The 14,087-nt window shown below is 64.1% G+C and carries 12 protein-coding genes; 5 read left to right on the plus strand and 7 right to left on the minus strand.

The genetic code is table 11. The features are described from left to right. The first annotated feature begins 479 nt into the window (after positions 1-479). Both AC07O3_RS14195 and AC07O3_RS14200 read left to right on the plus strand, forming a co-directional pair. Entirely contained in the window at positions 480-989 is a 510-nt protein-coding gene (locus AC07O3_RS14195) for a DUF1993 domain-containing protein (RefSeq protein ID WP_495339616.1), read from the plus strand. A 54-nt stretch (positions 990-1,043) separates the two neighbouring features. Beyond that, the gene (locus AC07O3_RS14200; protein WP_440534466.1) at positions 1,044-1,217 is read left to right on the plus strand and encodes a hypothetical protein; all 174 of its coding nucleotides are present in this window, start codon (positions 1,044-1,046) and stop codon (positions 1,215-1,217) included. A gap of 46 nt (positions 1,218-1,263) precedes the next feature. Here AC07O3_RS14200 and AC07O3_RS14205 read toward each other — a convergent pair whose 3' ends face one another. The 7 genes from AC07O3_RS14205 to AC07O3_RS14235 form a co-directional block, all read right to left on the minus strand. Then, positions 1,264-1,827, minus strand: a complete 564-nt coding sequence (locus AC07O3_RS14205) for a metal-independent carbonic anhydrase family protein (RefSeq protein ID WP_495339617.1) — start codon at positions 1,825-1,827, stop codon at positions 1,264-1,266. Positions 1,828-2,187: 360 nt separating this feature from the next. Further along, the gene (locus tag AC07O3_RS14210; protein WP_495339618.1) at positions 2,188-3,138 is read right to left on the minus strand and encodes a substrate-binding domain-containing protein; all 951 of its coding nucleotides are present in this window, start codon (positions 3,136-3,138) and stop codon (positions 2,188-2,190) included. Between the two features lie 131 nt (positions 3,139-3,269). Beyond that, the gene (locus AC07O3_RS14215; RefSeq protein ID WP_495339634.1) at positions 3,270-4,160 is read right to left on the minus strand and encodes an ABC transporter substrate-binding protein; all 891 of its coding nucleotides are present in this window, start codon (positions 4,158-4,160) and stop codon (positions 3,270-3,272) included. Positions 4,161-4,296: 136 nt separating this feature from the next. Next, positions 4,297-5,313: an ABC transporter permease subunit gene (locus tag AC07O3_RS14220; protein ID WP_440534462.1), complete on the minus strand. Its 1,017-nt coding sequence runs from the start codon at positions 5,311-5,313 to the stop codon at positions 4,297-4,299. Positions 5,314-5,357: 44 nt separating this feature from the next. Then, a complete protein-coding gene (locus AC07O3_RS14225) occupies positions 5,358-6,893 on the minus strand; it encodes a sugar ABC transporter ATP-binding protein (RefSeq protein ID WP_495339619.1) in 1,536 nt (511 codons plus the stop codon). Between the two features lie 143 nt (positions 6,894-7,036). Then, positions 7,037-9,613: a PAS-domain containing protein gene (locus AC07O3_RS14230; protein WP_495339620.1), complete on the minus strand. Its 2,577-nt coding sequence runs from the start codon at positions 9,611-9,613 to the stop codon at positions 7,037-7,039. Between the two features lie 28 nt (positions 9,614-9,641). Then, complete coding sequence (locus AC07O3_RS14235) at positions 9,642-10,412, minus strand: response regulator (RefSeq protein WP_495339621.1); 771 nt, start codon at positions 10,410-10,412, stop codon at positions 9,642-9,644. Positions 10,413-10,637: 225 nt separating this feature from the next. Between AC07O3_RS14235 and AC07O3_RS14240 the strand changes: the two genes are divergently transcribed. Genes AC07O3_RS14240 through AC07O3_RS14250 form a run of 3 tightly spaced genes read left to right on the plus strand, consistent with a single transcriptional unit; the run spans position 10,638 to position 13,808 of the window. Then, positions 10,638-11,861 carry an aldose 1-epimerase family protein gene (locus tag AC07O3_RS14240; protein ID WP_495339622.1) on the plus strand — a complete coding sequence of 408 codons (1,224 nt, stop codon included), beginning with the start codon at positions 10,638-10,640 and terminating at the stop codon, positions 11,859-11,861. A gap of 1 nt (position 11,862) precedes the next feature. Beyond that, positions 11,863-12,858 carry a helix-turn-helix domain-containing protein gene (locus AC07O3_RS14245; protein WP_495339623.1) on the plus strand — a complete coding sequence of 332 codons (996 nt, stop codon included), beginning with the start codon at positions 11,863-11,865 and terminating at the stop codon, positions 12,856-12,858. Next, positions 12,825-13,808, plus strand: a complete 984-nt coding sequence (locus AC07O3_RS14250; protein ID WP_495339624.1) for a substrate-binding domain-containing protein — start codon at positions 12,825-12,827, stop codon at positions 13,806-13,808. Before AC07O3_RS14245 ends, AC07O3_RS14250 begins: the two co-directional genes overlap by 34 nt. Positions 13,809-14,087: the final 279 nt, after the last annotated feature.

The raw sequence follows: 14,087 nt of genomic DNA on the forward strand, positions 1-14,087 counted from the left end.
TAACGCGCGCCCTCGCGGCAGGGGCGCTGTGCACCTCACGAACGGGTGCGAGTGAATGCCGCACTCCACCCAAGCAACATTGGAGCCAACAAGTCGTTTACCGATAGGGCCAACTGACAGATCGCCCCGTTGTTGCGAACTCACGCGACGTCCTAGGCGCCATTCGATTCGAGAGGCTGCAGCTATCGCGCTTTTCAGCTCGAGTTGCTTACTGCTACGGGCCCTCAAGCTGAAGTTTGAATCAATGCATTGACTGCCGGCTTAGCAGCGATCGCGGTCTGTCGTGCGTCTGCAATTGACGTCCGCTTCTTGCCAGTGAACTGCCCTTCAACGCGGCTGCTCCGACTACCAGCGGGAAGAAAAGCTAGCCACAAAAGCCGGGGCGATTCAGTTCGCCCTGCTGTTAGCCTTACATGGTCGGCAGGGCCCCTGCCACGCCAACTCCGGCCATCGTGCCCAATTTTTGAAGTGAACTCACCATGACTAGCCCGCTGTACAACGCCTCCGTTCCCGTCATGCAGCAGATGCTGCGCGCCCTGTCCGACGTGCTCAAGAAGGCCGAAGACCAGGCGACGCAAAGAAATATCGATCCAAATGCGCTGCTGCAGGCGCGGCTGTTCCCTGACATGTTTCCGCTGGTACGTCAGGTACAGATCGCCGCAGACTTCTCCAAGGGCATTGCCTCCCGCCTGGCTAGTGCCGAGGTGCCGTCCTGGCCCGACACCGAGGTCAGCTTCGCCGACCTGCAAGCGTTGATCGCCAAAGCTTTGGCCCATATCGGCTCCTTCAAGCCTGAGCAATTTGATTCCAGCGAAAGCCGCGAGATCGTATTGCGCCCCGGCACCCCCAAGGAAAAGAAGCTGACCGCAAGCGCATATCTTTTGCACTATGGACTGCCGCAGTTTTTCTTCCACGTGACCACCACCTATGCCATCTTGCGTCACAACGGTATGGAGATCGGCAAGCGCGACTACATGGGTGCCTACTGACCCAAGACAGACAGGCGTTCGGCCACTCTGGCCACTGCCGCTCGAAGTGCAAACATGCACGGCAACCCTAATGTGTTGACGCGCGACATCGGCACCTCATCACTGGCGCAGGGTTGCGTGGGGCAATTCACCACGGTGCAGGTCGAGCGCTACGATGTCGTGCTGCCACCGATTCGCGCCTTTGAGCCACCAATGACGGTCCTCCGAGGGGCCTTCATCACCCGATGAAGGCGCCGCCCTAGATCCTGGGCCTGCCGGCACTCGAACGCGGTGTTCAACGGCCAGCGTACGGCAGCGACGAGTGATGCACGACGATGCGCAGCTTGCCGGCACCGTCCTTCACGAAAGTCCAGGTCTTGTCGACCGTGGTGACCTTGCCGTCCGGGTCAGTGAACAGCACGTTACCCAGCGTGCTGGCCACGTCGCCATGGATGAGTACGGCAGTGTTGGCAATCTCGCATTTAGTCCAGCCCTTCAGGGCGAAGCCGGTGTCGTTGGGAAAGGCAGGGTTGCCGCCCACGAAGTACGCCAGCGCGCCGTCGCGAGCGGTGCGGAAGGTCTGCGGCGATGTCGTGAGCGTCGGCTTGAACAGCACTGCGCCCAGTTGGTAGGCGTAAGCGCTGTCGATGACCTTCTCGGCCAGCGCCCTGGCGGCCGGCTGCCCTCCGCTGGAATTCGCAGCGCTGATGTCGACCAGCGCCTTGCACCAGGCCTGCTGGGCCCCCAGGACTTCCGCTTCCGTGATGCTCCGGTCGACGACTTTCTCCTTGGCGGCGGCCGGCAAGATTGCCCCTGCGATCAGGAGGCTGGCGATGGCTCTGGGAATGAATTTTTTCATTTGGGTCTCCAATTGAAGTAGTTGGATACCGGAGCGGCCGGGTGGGTCGAGCCGAGACCCAAAGTGCATCAATACGACATGCACAAGGCATGATGCGCCGGCTGATTTGCTCTGAGTAAAAGATGCAAATGAAATGAATGGTTGCCCTGGCTCCCCTGGTGCCTGTAGCTGCGTGCATGTGATCAGGCAAGAGTTCCACCCGGTCACCTGCACGGTGCCCTCGCACGGAGATCATCGTCGGCCAGGATCTTCGAAATCCTCAACCAGGAATTCGCGACCGTCTGGGCACGGGGGTTGTGTCCGGATTGATTCTCCGGCAGCCGCCCAAAGGCACGAACCTGGGCACAGGCGTACACGTTGCTACCAGCTTTGGTATGCCTTGACGTTTTCGCGCGTCACGAGCATGGGCGTCAGCAGCACAAGGCTTTCGGCCGGCGCCTTGCCTTTCACCATGGCCAGCCCGAACTCGACGGCACGGCGGCCCATCATGGCCGGCGCCTGCGCGGCTGTTGCCGAGATCAGCGACCGGGCGTCGGCCAGGCGGCGTGCGACCTCCGGCGAGCCGTCGACGGCAGTGATGACCACGTCGTTTCTCCCGGTGGTTCGCGCGGCGACCTCGGCGCCGATGGCGGTCGGGTCGTTGATGGTGAACACGCCGGCCAGGCGGGGGAAGCTGGCGAGCAGCCTCGTCATCTGCTCGAGTCCGCCCTCCTTGCTCGCACCGCCGTCGAGCGCCTCCGACATCAGGCGCAGGGATGGAAAGCCGACGAGTGCCTCGCGGCATCCGCGCACGCGATCGACCACCGCGGAGTTCGGCGGGCCGTGGATGATGGCGATCTCTCCTTCGCCCTTGAGTTCTCGCCCGAGATGTTCGCAGGCCATCCTTCCGGCGAGGATGTTGTTCGTCATGATGGTCAGGTCGGCCCCGCGCGCGGCGGCATCGAGTGCGACGACCTTGATGCCGGCCTCGTGGGCCGTGGCGATCTGCACGGCGATCCTGACCGGGTCGATCGGGGTGACGATGATCAGGCTCGCGCGCTGGCGGATCAGCGCATCGAACTGCTCGGCTTGGCGCGTGTGATCGAAGCCGCTCGACACCACGGTGAGCCGGGACGTCCGGGGCGCCCCGGTGCTCATGCCCGATTCCACGGCGCGCGCAATCTGCATGAAGAACGGATTGCGCAGGTCGCTGACGATTAGTCCCACATGCAGTCCCGGTGCGCTCTTTTTTTCATCGGCGCGGACCCCGCCGGCACCGGCGAAAAGAGCGGCGAGAAGCACCCCTGCGAGCAGTTTGCGAATCGTGACCATGCCGTGATGACTCCATTGCCTCGAAGCACGTCAGGCGACGCCGCGCGCGTCGCCCGGACCATGCACATGCACATGCACATGCACATGCAAGCCCGCAGGAGCGTAGCACGCGACCTGCGCGCGCAAGGCGCCTATCGGCGGGCGCCCCAACCCTGGTAGCTCTTGACGTTCTCGCGCGTGATGAGCTTGGGCTCGAGCAGCACGGCAGGGTTGGCAGGCTTCTGTCCGCCAATCAAGCCGGCCCCCACCTCCACGGCCTTCTGCGCCATGGCCCAGGGGTCCTGGCTCGCGGAGGCCTGGACCAGGGTGTCCGACTGGAGCGCTTGCTCGATGTCGGGCGCACCGTCCACCGAGGTGATCACGATGCCCTTGCGGCCCAGTTGCTTGGCCGCCAGGTCGGAGCCGACCGCCTGGGGGTCGTTGATGGCGAAGACGGCATCGACCTTGGGAAAGCGTGTCAGGTGCGCGAGCATGACGTTCAGGCCGCCTTCGCGGGAGGCCTTTCCGTCCTGGTCACTCGAAAGCACCTTGATGTCCTTGGCCTTGCCCAGGACGTTCTTGCAACCCGTGACCCGATCGGTCACCGCGGTGACGGGCGGGCCGTTCTGGATGATCACGTTGCCCTTGCCGCCCAGCGATTTCACGATGTATTCGCATGCGAGCTCGCCAGCGCGCACGTTGTCCGTGCTCACCACGGCATCCGCGCCATCGGCGCCCGCGTCCACGGCGACGACCGCGATGCCGGCTTTCTTCGCGCGCTCGATCGCGGGGGCGATGGCCTTCGGATCGACCGCATTGATGAGGATCAGGTCGACGCCCGCGGACACGAAGTTCTCGATCTGCGAGACCTGCTTGTTCAGGTCGTAGTCGGCGGAGGCCGCGGTGAAGCGGACCTTCGGGTTGATCTGCCGGGCCTTGGCTTCCGCGCCCTTCGAGATCGCGACGAAGAAGGGGTTGCCCAGCGAGCCGAGGGTGATGCCCACGCCGTTGAGCTCCCTGGCGTTGGCCACGCTGCTCAGCATGAAAGCTGCGGCAAACACCGCAGAGATCTTCGAGAGTCGATTCATTTCTTCATGTCTCCTGCCTGGCGTTGAAAAGGCTTCGCGGCGCGGCGCCAGGCCAACCTTGCCGCGCGATGTGCTGGGGCACGGTTGGAATTCAGGTGCGGATGCTGCTCGTCTGGCGGTAGCGGTCCAGCGCGACGGCGCCGATGATGACCATGCCCTTGACGATGTACTGCCAGATGTCGGACACACCCATGAGGATCAAGCCGTTCGTGAGCACCGCGATGATCAGGCAGCCGATCAGGGTTCCGACGATCGAGCCGGTGCCGCCGACGAAACTCGTGCCCCCGAGAATGACCGCCGCAATGGCATCGAGCTCGTAGGACTGGCCCAGCTGGAGACCGTTGGCCGCATACAGCCGGGCCGACGACATGACGCCGCCCAGTCCCGACAGCAGGCCGGAGATGCCGTAGACCACGATGAGCACCGTGCCGACGTGGATGCCCGACAGGCGTGCGGCCTCCGGGTTGCCGCCCACTGCGTAGATGTTCAGACCCAGCACCGTGCGGCGCAGCACGAACCAGGCGAGCGCCACCACGACTAGCGCGATGACCACGAGCCAAGAGATGCCGAACAGGGTCCCGTTGCCGATGAACGCGTAGGGCAGGTTGATGTTCATCACCGTCTGGTCGCCGGCCATCAGGCGCGCCAGTCCGCGCACGGCGGTCAGCGACCCGAGCGTGACGATGAACGGCGGCAGTTTCCACTTGGCGATCAGCACGCCATTGACGAGCCCGAACAGCAGGCCGCACAGCAGCGCCGCCGGAATGCTGAGCATCGCGAACTCCTGCGACAGCGAGAGGATCATCGCCACCACCGCCGACGCCGCCAGCACGGACCCCACGCCCAGGTCGATGCCGCCCGTGAGGATCACGAAGGTCATCCCCGTTGCGAGCACGATGTTGATCGCTGCCTGCTGCGCCACGATCGACGCGTTCTGCGAAGTGAAGAAGGACTCGGAGCCGAGCCCGAACAATACGCACAGGAGCAGCAGCACCGGCAGCATCCCGAGCCGGCGCAGGTGGCCTCCGTGCCAACGCCGCTTCGGCGCTCCGGCGGATACGGTGGCAGAGGCGGCGGAACCTTGGAAAGCAAGTTCGGAGGGTTTCATGATCTCGAGTGGCCAGGCGGCAGTTGTGTCTGTGGGTGAAGTGGCTATGCGACAACCGTCCCGGCTTCGGCGGTGGCGAGCGCGATGACCGCCTCCTGCGTGGCCGGCGTCGCGGTTCCGTGGCCGACCTCGCCGGCGATGCGCCCGTCGCGCATCACCAGAATCCGGTCGGCGATGCCGGTGATTTCCGGCAGGTCGCTGGAGATGACGATGACGGCCGCGCCGTGCTCGGCGAGGGCATCGATCGTTCGGTAGATCTCGGCCTTGGCGCCGATGTCCACGCCCCGCGTGGGTTCGTCCAGGATCAGCACGCGCGGCGACAGTTCGAGAAGCCGTGCCAGCAAGACCTTCTGCTGGTTGCCGCCCGAGAGACGACCGACGTTGACGTGCAGTCCTGCGGTGCGAATGCCCAGGGAGAGAACGGCGCGCCCGGCTCGAAACCGGCCCCGCGCCCGGTTCAGTATTCCGGGACCAAACGCATCGCGGCGGGCCGCGATGACATTGATGTTTTCGAGAATGCTGGCGTCGAGGAAAAGCCCCTGCCCTTTCCGGTCCTCGGTCAGGTAGACCAGGCCGGCGCGAATGGCCTTGTCCGGAGAGCCAGCACTGAGGCGAACGCCGCCGATCAGCACCTCGCCGCGCTCGGGGGATTCGGCGCCGAAGATCATGCGTGCCAGTTCGGTCCGCCCCGAACCCACGAGTCCGGCAATGCCGAGCACTTCGCCCTCATGCACCTGCAGCGAACAACCATGCACGCGGTGCCCGTCGGCCATGTCGCGGACCTCCAGGGCTATCGCCCCGCGGTCTGAGCGAACGTCCGCGCGCTTGTAGAGGTACGATGCATCGCGGCCCACCATCATGCGCACGAGTTGCTCGTGGGAGATGGCCTGGCGCTCCAGCGTCCCGATGTAGCGACCGTCCCGGAGCACGGACACGCGATCCGCCAGCTCGTAGATCTCCGCCATGCGATGCGAGATGTAGAGAATGGCCAATCCTTCGGCGCGAAGCTTTCGGATGAGGGCGAAGAGGCGAACGGTTTCCCTCTCGGAAAGCGGCGTCGTGGGCTCGTCCATGATCAGCACCCGCGCGTCGAACTGGAGCGCGCGGGCAATCTCGACGAGTTGCCGCTGCGCAATCGAAAGCCCGTCCACGACGGTGGTGGCCTTGAAGTCGGCGCCAAGCCGTTCGAGCAGGCCCGTGCAGGCTTGCTCCATGGCCTTGCGATCGATCTGACCGCGTCGCAGCAAAGGGCGGCCCAGGAAGACGTTCTCGGCCACGCTGAGGTTCGGCGAAAGGCTCAGCTCCTGGTAGATGACCGCGATGCCGAGCGCACGCGCCTTCTCCGGGGAGTCCACCGACACCGGGACGCCGTCGATTTCGAAGCGGCCACCGGGGTCGGCGGTGTAGGCGCCTGTCAGCGTCTTGATGAGCGTCGACTTTCCGGCGCCGTTCTCGCCCATCAGGGCAAGGATCTGGCCCGCATGCAATTCGATGCTCACATCGAGGAGCGCGGGAATGCCCGCAAAACTCTTCGAGATGTTTCTGAGCCTGAGCAACGGATGTTCGGCGGACAGTGCCATGGGTTTGTCTCTCTTTGCGGCGCTGTCCGCTTGTATGGGAGACGATTGAATCGCCCGGCGGTTAACACGCAGTGAATGACGAGGCGAGAGAGCGAAACAATTGAAATGCGGGCGCGTGTCCGCGCGCCGGCCGGCCCTCGAGCTCAGGGCGCTTGCAGTGCAGCGGAAGCGGCCTCAGCGAGCTCGCTGGCGAGAAAGGGTTTCCTGAGGATGCGGAGCGTCGACGATGCGCCGTACCGGAGCGCGAGCAGATCCGACGGCAGGCCGGACATCAGCAGAACCCGAAGCGTCGGGTCGAGGCGCTGGGTCGCATGCATCAGGCTCAAGCCATCGTCGTCGACGCCAAGACCGACATCCGAGAGCAGGAGATCGAAGGCCGCACGCTCCATGGCGCGCAGCGCCTCGGTGCTCGACCCGACCGCGATCACCTGTGCACCCTGCTGTTCGAGGAGATCCTGCGTCGACTCGCGAACGTCGATGTCGTCCTCGACGAGCAGCACCCTGACGCCGCGCAGCGCGACCGGCTGCTGCGGCGGCGCCGGCGGACTCCCCGTCTCGGGCAAGGACGCATCGACAACCGGCAGCGTGATGACGAACGACGTCCCGCCGTTCACGATGCTGCTCGCGCGAATGTCGCCCCCCGACTGCTTGACGAAGCCGTAGACGATGCTCAGGCCCAGCCCGCTGCCATCGCTTTTCCGGGTGGAGAAGAAGGGCTCGAAGATGCGGTCGAGCACACTCCTCGGCATGCCGAAACCGGTGTCCGACACCGTGATCTCGATGAATTCGCGGCGCTCATTGCCTTCGCTGCCATGCTGGGTTGCAAGCCTTGTCTGGATTCGCAGTAGTCCGCCCTTTGGCATGGCTGCAGACGCATTCAAGGCCAGGTTGAGGACGGCGTTCTCGAGCTGTCCACCATCGATGAGCACTTGCGACCCGCCTGCCTCCAGCATCAGCTCGACACGAATCCCTCGGCCCAGTGAGTAGTCGATGAGATCTTCCAGCCCTTCGAGCAGCCGATCAACCTCAATGCGCTCGCGGTGCAACGGCTGCCTGCGTGCGAAGGCCAGCAGGCGGGTGGTGAGCACGCCGCCCCGTTCGGACGCTTTGAGCGCCCGCTGGGCGATCCGTCTCGCGGGCCCGGAGAGATCCGGCAGGGATTGCAGCAGTTGCAGGTTGCTGACGATGGCGGCCAAGAGGTTGTTGAAATCGTGGGCGACGCCGCCGGTGAGCTGACCGAGCACGTCCATCTTCTGGGTCTGGCGAACCTGCAGTTCGAGCGCGCGGCGCTCGCTGAGATCGTTGTAGAGGGTCACGAACCCTCCTTGGGGCATCGGCTGGCTGCGCACGGCGAGGACGCGCCCATCCTCGAATTGCAGGTCCACACTGACGGCCCGGCGCTGCCGTGGCGCATTCATTGCCTCGAAGGGGCCGAGCTCGGTCGATGCGTCCGCTAACGCTGGCATCGCGCGCTGAAGATCGCCGATCGTGGCTCCGGCATGCACCGCATCGGGAGGCAGGCCTAACAGCTTCGCGTACGGCGGATTCCAGGCGATAAGTCTCCCCTCGGCATCGAAGACGCTCAGTCCGTCGTCGATGCTGTCGAAGACGGTCTGCAGCAGAGTCTTTTTCTCGTCGATGTCCTGGGCCATCGCGCGCATCTCGAGGGTGTTTGCCCGGAAGATCTCGAAGGCATCGACCAAGGCGTCGATCTCGGCGTTACGCGCCCGCTGCACTGGCTCGATGTCGGTACCGCCTTCGGCCAGCGAAGTCATGGCCGACGTCACTTTCGCCAGCCCCTTCAGTGCCTCTCGGAGTGTCCAGAACCCGACCAGCAGCGCAAGCCCTGCCACCATGAACGTTGCCGCCACGGCCGTCAGTCCGGAGCGCACGGCGACGGTGACTAGGTTCTTGCGCGACGAGACGTCGGCGCTGACCTCCGCGACATGCCGGTTGACCGCGCTGGTGAGTTCGTCGGAGAGGAAGCGGGTCGAGGCCAGCAGGTAGACCTTGCGATCCTCGCGCCCGAGCTGCTTCTGTCGAAGCAGGAAGATGTTCTGGGAGAGTTCGGGCAAGGCCTGCAGCATCGAGAGTCCGTCGTCGCCGCCCGCGTTCCGCGCGAACTCGCCGAAGCGCCGCGCGTAGTCGTTCCTGGCGCCCTCCAGTTCGTCCACGCTGGGGGCCGAGAGCGCAACCTGCAGGGTCAACACCAGCAGGTCGAGGTCACGCCGCAACGCAGCCGTCCTGCCGCCCTTGGCAGGCACACGGCGCTGGAGCTGGCCCAGCGCAAAGAGCTGCGCACGCGCGTCTTCGCGAAGAAAGAGATCCTGCCGCTTGAGATCGATCAACTCGCCAAGCACCGCATGCAGCGTGCTCAGGAGTTGGGGCAATCCCGAGGCCGATTGCCGTGCCAGGGGAAGTTCGCCCGCGAGGCGCGCCACCTCGTCCTGGCGGAGCATCAGTTCCGCGCTCTCCTGCGTCAGCTTGGAGGCAATCGCCACTTCCGCGATGTAGGGCGCGGCCGCGGCGAGGTGGGCGACCCGCTCCGCCAGCGCCAATGACTTGGCAACGCTGGGCAGGATCTCTTCGTCGAACCCCTGGACCGCCGCGCGGGTGTTGACCAGCGCCAGCATCCCGACCGCGGCGAGGACGACCGTCGTTGCCGCGAGCACCGCGAAGGTAAGCATCCACCGCGCGCGGATGCTGGCTGGCCAGGTCATGCCACGCTTCATGCTTGGTGCTTTCCGCCTAGCAGCGCACCACCTCGACAGCCAGCCGGTATCCGGTGCCACGCTCCGTGCGGATGATCTCCGGCTGGGCGGGATTCGCCTCGATCTTCCTGCGCAGCCGCAGGATCAGCACATCGATGGTGCGGTCGATGGAATCCGCCTCGCTCCGGTGGGTCCTGGCCATCAACTGCTCGCGCGAGAAGACGCGATTCGGCGCCGAGAGGAGCACTTCGAGCAGCGCGAATTCGCCGTACGTGAGTTCGCATTCGGTGCCGTCGGTGCGCGTGAGCTTTCTCGCGCTGAGGTTGAAGATCCAGTGCGCAAACCGGTATCGCTCGTGGCTCACGGGGTCGAGGCGTACGGAGCGCGCAGCGGCGGTCTCGGAACTGCGGCGCAGCAGGGCCCGGATCCGGGCAATCAGCTCTCGGTTGTCGAACGGCTTCATGACAAAGTCGTCGGCGGCCGTCTCGAGGCCCAGGACGCGGTCGGTGTCGTTGCCCTTGCCGGTCAGCATGATGATGGGAATGCGCGAGCGCTGCCGCAACGCCCGCGCCAACTCCATGCCGTCCTCCTGCTTGAGGCGCAGGTCGATCAGCACGAGCGAGAACGCGCCGTGCGCCAACGCGGACAACATGGCGCTTCCGTCGGAAACGGCCCGTGCGGTGAATCCTGCAATCTCGAGGACTTCAACCAGTACTTCGCAAAGCGCCTCGTCGTCATCGACGATGAGTATTTCGTGCTTGGCAACGACACCTATTGAAAGTTCTTCTCGGCGGCGATCTCTTTCCAAGGTCTCCAACCTCCAGTGCTCTCAAGTACAGCAAGTGCGCGTGAACGTCGGGTTAATGCGCGGGATGTCTCGTTAACAATTGAAATTATGCAGCCGGGACCGGGATTTCAATTGTTGCGGCGCTGGTGATTCCGGTTAATCCCCGCGCAACCCGTTGTCGCCAGCATCCTCCTTCGCTTTCTCCCGAAAGCGAACCCCTAGAAGAAACGAAGGAGACAACACCGTATGAAGAAGTTCATCCTGGCACTCACGGGTGCCGCGCTTTGCTGCGTCATGGCAAGCGCCCAGTCCGCGACCACCACCACCCGCTATGTTCTGTCGAGCGCCGCCGACAACAAACGCGTGCAGGCATGGGCGCTCGACAACCGCAAGCTGCGGGACCCGGCCGAATGGTCGATCCGGAAGTTCTCGCTGCATGGCGGCAAGCAGGAAGGCGTCGACGTCGTCGAGTTGCGCAGCGGCCCGCTGAAGATCGCCGTCGTGCCCACGCGCGGCATGAGCGTGCGCAGCGTCGAGATGGGAGACGTGGCGCTCGGATGGAAGTCGCCCGTGGTGGAGACGGTGAACCCAGCGTACATGAACCTCGAGAGCCGGGGCGGGTTGGGGTGGCTCGACGGGTTCAACGAATGGATGGTGCGCGCCGGCATCGAATGGGCCGGACACCCGGGCATGGACAACGGCCGCATGCTCACCCTGCACGGCCGCATCGGCAACATCCCGGCCTCGGAAGTGGAAGTGGTCGTCGAGCGCGGCGAGAAAACCACCCTGCGCATTCGCGGGCGGGTGGACGAGAAATCCATGTTCGGTGCCGCGCTCGAGCTGTGGACGGAGATCTCGACGGTGGTGGGTTCGAACCGGTTCACCATCTCCGACCAGATCCGCAACACCGGCTCCCTGCCGCAGGAGTACCAGATCATCTATCACGGCAACTATGGCGCGCCATTGCTCGAGGAGGGATCTCGCTTTGTCGCGCCCATCAGGGAGTTGCGTCCGCTGGACGGCGAAGCCGGCAAGGCGATGGACGAATACGCGACCTACCGGGCGCCGGTGGCAGGCTTCAAAGAGCAGGTGTACGGCGTGCAGATGTGGGCCGACGAGAGCCAGCGCACGCTGGTGATGCTGCGCAACCGGGCGGGCGACAAGGCGATGACGATGGCCTATTCGGTGAACGAGCTGCCCTATCTGAATCTGTGGAAGAACACCGGGGCTGCCGCGGACGCCTACGTGACGGGGCTGGAGCCCGCCACCGGCTACGCGGCCAACCGAAGCGTGGAGCGGACCGCCGGTCGCGTCCCGACGCTGGCTCCTGGCGAAACGCGCCGCATTAGCCTCGACTTCGCATTGCTGAACAGCAAGGTGGATATCGCCAAGGCAGCCGCCGCCATCGAAGCCATCCAGTCTGGACGCCAGACGACGATGAACCCGGAAACGATCAAGCCCGTCAACTGAAATGAACGCATCGCACTTCGCCTGCCCGTCGGACGGCATTCGGGCAGGCACGCAACGGTTCTCGCTGGAGTTGCAGGCCTTCGAGCGCCTGGAGGGCCAGGAGACAGCGGCGCCTCTTGGCTTCATCGATCTCAACGCCTCGGTTTGCAGCCTGGCACACGGCGTTGCGTGGCAAGCAGGGCGATGCCACTATCACCACGGCTACGAACTCCACTTGCTCATTGCACCGCATCGCGGTGCCTATGTGGGAGGAGAGTTTCATCGGCTCGCGGCCGGAAGCATCGTGCTCATCGGCCCGCGCCTGCCGCACAACCTGGCGTTCGTGGGAATACCGAGGGACAGCGAGCGGACCCGCAGCCTCACGCTTCGTTTTGCCGATGAGCCGTTGCGCAGGAGCATGGAGTTCCTGCCGGAGTTGCGCGAGGCGCAGATGCTGCTGGATCTGGCGCGCCAGGGCGTGGAGTTTCATGGTCTCGATGGCGCCGTGGTGGAGCGTTTTCAGCGCATCAGGAACCTTCGGGGGCTCGAACGATTCGCCGAGTTCGCAGCTCTCCTGAATGAACTCTCTCGCTGGAAGACATACCGCACGCTCGCGGCATCGAATCGAAGGCGCATCGCTTCCGAAGCGGTTGGGCGCGCGGAGCAGATCTACCGCGTGCTCGACTTCATCAATGACAACTACATGCAGGAGCTGACGCTTTCGGAGGTGGGCGCGGTGGCGAAGATGTCGGCGAATGCCTTCTCCCGATATTTCAGGCAAGCCACCGGAAATACCTTCACCGAGGCCGTGATTTCCCTGCGCATCGCGAAGGCCTGCCAGCTCCTGCTGCACACGCGCAAGCAAATCGGCAGCATCTGCTACGAGGTCGGCTTCAACAACATCTCGAATTTCAATCGCCACTTTCGTGCACTGAGAGGGGCATCCCCGGGGCAGTACAGGGCGAGCGGGGAGAACGAGGGCGTATGCGCACTGAACAGTCCGCGCCAACCGCGATGAATCGCATGAAATACCTTACGTGGCTCTTTCGGCATCTGTCGACCCTGGTGCTTTGCTTCTCTTTCGGACTGGGCGCAAGTGCCGATGAGCTTCGACATGTCGAAGTCATCGTCACGGACAAGGACAATCCGTTCTTCGCAAAAGTCGGACGCAGCGCCGACGAGTACGCCAAGCTCGTGACGCATGGACGAGCCAAGGTCAATCTCGATTTCAGCGGGTTCGACCCCCAGCGACAGGCCACTCAGATACGCGATGCGGCAGCCCGCAAGCCGGATGCCATTCTTCTCACGCCCATCGCATCGCCCCTGGTGACGGACGCAGTAAAGGCTGCAAAGCAGAGCGGTGTTCGATTGCTCTCGGTGGATGCACCGGTCGATGGTGCCGATCTCACCATCACGACCGACAACGTCGAGGCGGGAAGACAGGTCTGCCAATTTCTGGCCGGGCGGCTGTCCGGAAGAGGCAACCTCGCCATCATCGACGGCCCGCAGGTCACTGCCATCTTCGACCGCGTCCGGGGCTGCAAGAGCGCTCTCGCTCTATTCCCTCAAGTCGTGCTCCTGCCGGACGCGCTGGATGGCAAGGCCGGCAAGGAGGGCGGGTTCGATCGCATGACGGAACTGCTTGCGAAGTACCCGAAGCTGGACGCGGTGTTCGCCATCAACGACCCGACCGCCATTGGTGCCGAGCAAGCTGCCCGCCACGCCAAGCGCACCAGCGTCGTCATCGGAGCGGTAGATGGTGCGCCGGCTATCGAGGAGCGGCTGCGCGATGCGGGTTCGTTGATCGAAGCATCTGCAGCGCAGTTTCCCGATCGTATGGCCGCGCAGGCGATTGTGGAGGTTATATCCCTTCGGGCCGGCAAGGTGCCGCACACTTCGCTCATGCTTATTGCGCCAAAGCTCATCACGAAGTCGAACATCGGGGTCTATCACGGTTGGCGTGATTGAGAGATGGCAAGCCATGTGTCTTGCGCAGTTTCGGCAGTTGTACCGAATGACTGAAAATATGGTGCCTCTCCAGTCGCTCCCAGCTATGGGGCGTGCCGTAGTTAGTAGTTGAAGGTCTGATTCAACGTCGCGATGGACTTGAACCTCGTGACGCACTCAGCCAAACGTCTGCTTTGGGCAATCGTGACTGTCGCGTAAGGGCGGCGGATTCAACCGGTCGATGCAACACACTAACCACCGCATAGGCGGAAGGAGTGTTGCAGATGAAGCGGCGACCAA

The sequence above is a fragment of the Variovorax sp. GW821-FHT09D05 genome (assembly GCF_059416325.1).

Excerpts from the sequence above, each read along its gene's own strand:
- AC07O3_RS14195 (WP_495339616.1), top strand. The coding sequence starts at position 480 with ATGACTAGCCCGCTGTACAACGCCTCCGTTCCCGTCATGCAGCAGATG.
- AC07O3_RS14200 (WP_440534466.1), top strand. The coding sequence starts at position 1,044 with ATGCACGGCAACCCTAATGTGTTGACGCGCGACATCGGCACCTCATCA.
- AC07O3_RS14205 (WP_495339617.1), bottom strand. The coding sequence starts at position 1,827 with ATGAAAAAATTCATTCCCAGAGCCATCGCCAGCCTCCTGATCGCAGGG.
- AC07O3_RS14210 (WP_495339618.1), bottom strand. The coding sequence starts at position 3,138 with ATGGTCACGATTCGCAAACTGCTCGCAGGGGTGCTTCTCGCCGCTCTT.
- AC07O3_RS14215 (WP_495339634.1), bottom strand. The coding sequence starts at position 4,160 with ATGCTGAGCAGCGTGGCCAACGCCAGGGAGCTCAACGGCGTGGGCATC.
- AC07O3_RS14220 (WP_440534462.1), bottom strand. The coding sequence starts at position 5,313 with ATGAAACCCTCCGAACTTGCTTTCCAAGGTTCCGCCGCCTCTGCCACC.
- AC07O3_RS14225 (WP_495339619.1), bottom strand. The coding sequence starts at position 6,893 with ATGGCACTGTCCGCCGAACATCCGTTGCTCAGGCTCAGAAACATCTCG.
- AC07O3_RS14230 (WP_495339620.1), bottom strand. The coding sequence starts at position 9,613 with ATGACCTGGCCAGCCAGCATCCGCGCGCGGTGGATGCTTACCTTCGCG.
- AC07O3_RS14240 (WP_495339622.1), top strand. The coding sequence starts at position 10,638 with ATGAAGAAGTTCATCCTGGCACTCACGGGTGCCGCGCTTTGCTGCGTC.
- AC07O3_RS14245 (WP_495339623.1), top strand. The coding sequence starts at position 11,863 with ATGAACGCATCGCACTTCGCCTGCCCGTCGGACGGCATTCGGGCAGGC.
- AC07O3_RS14250 (WP_495339624.1), top strand. The coding sequence starts at position 12,825 with ATGCGCACTGAACAGTCCGCGCCAACCGCGATGAATCGCATGAAATAC.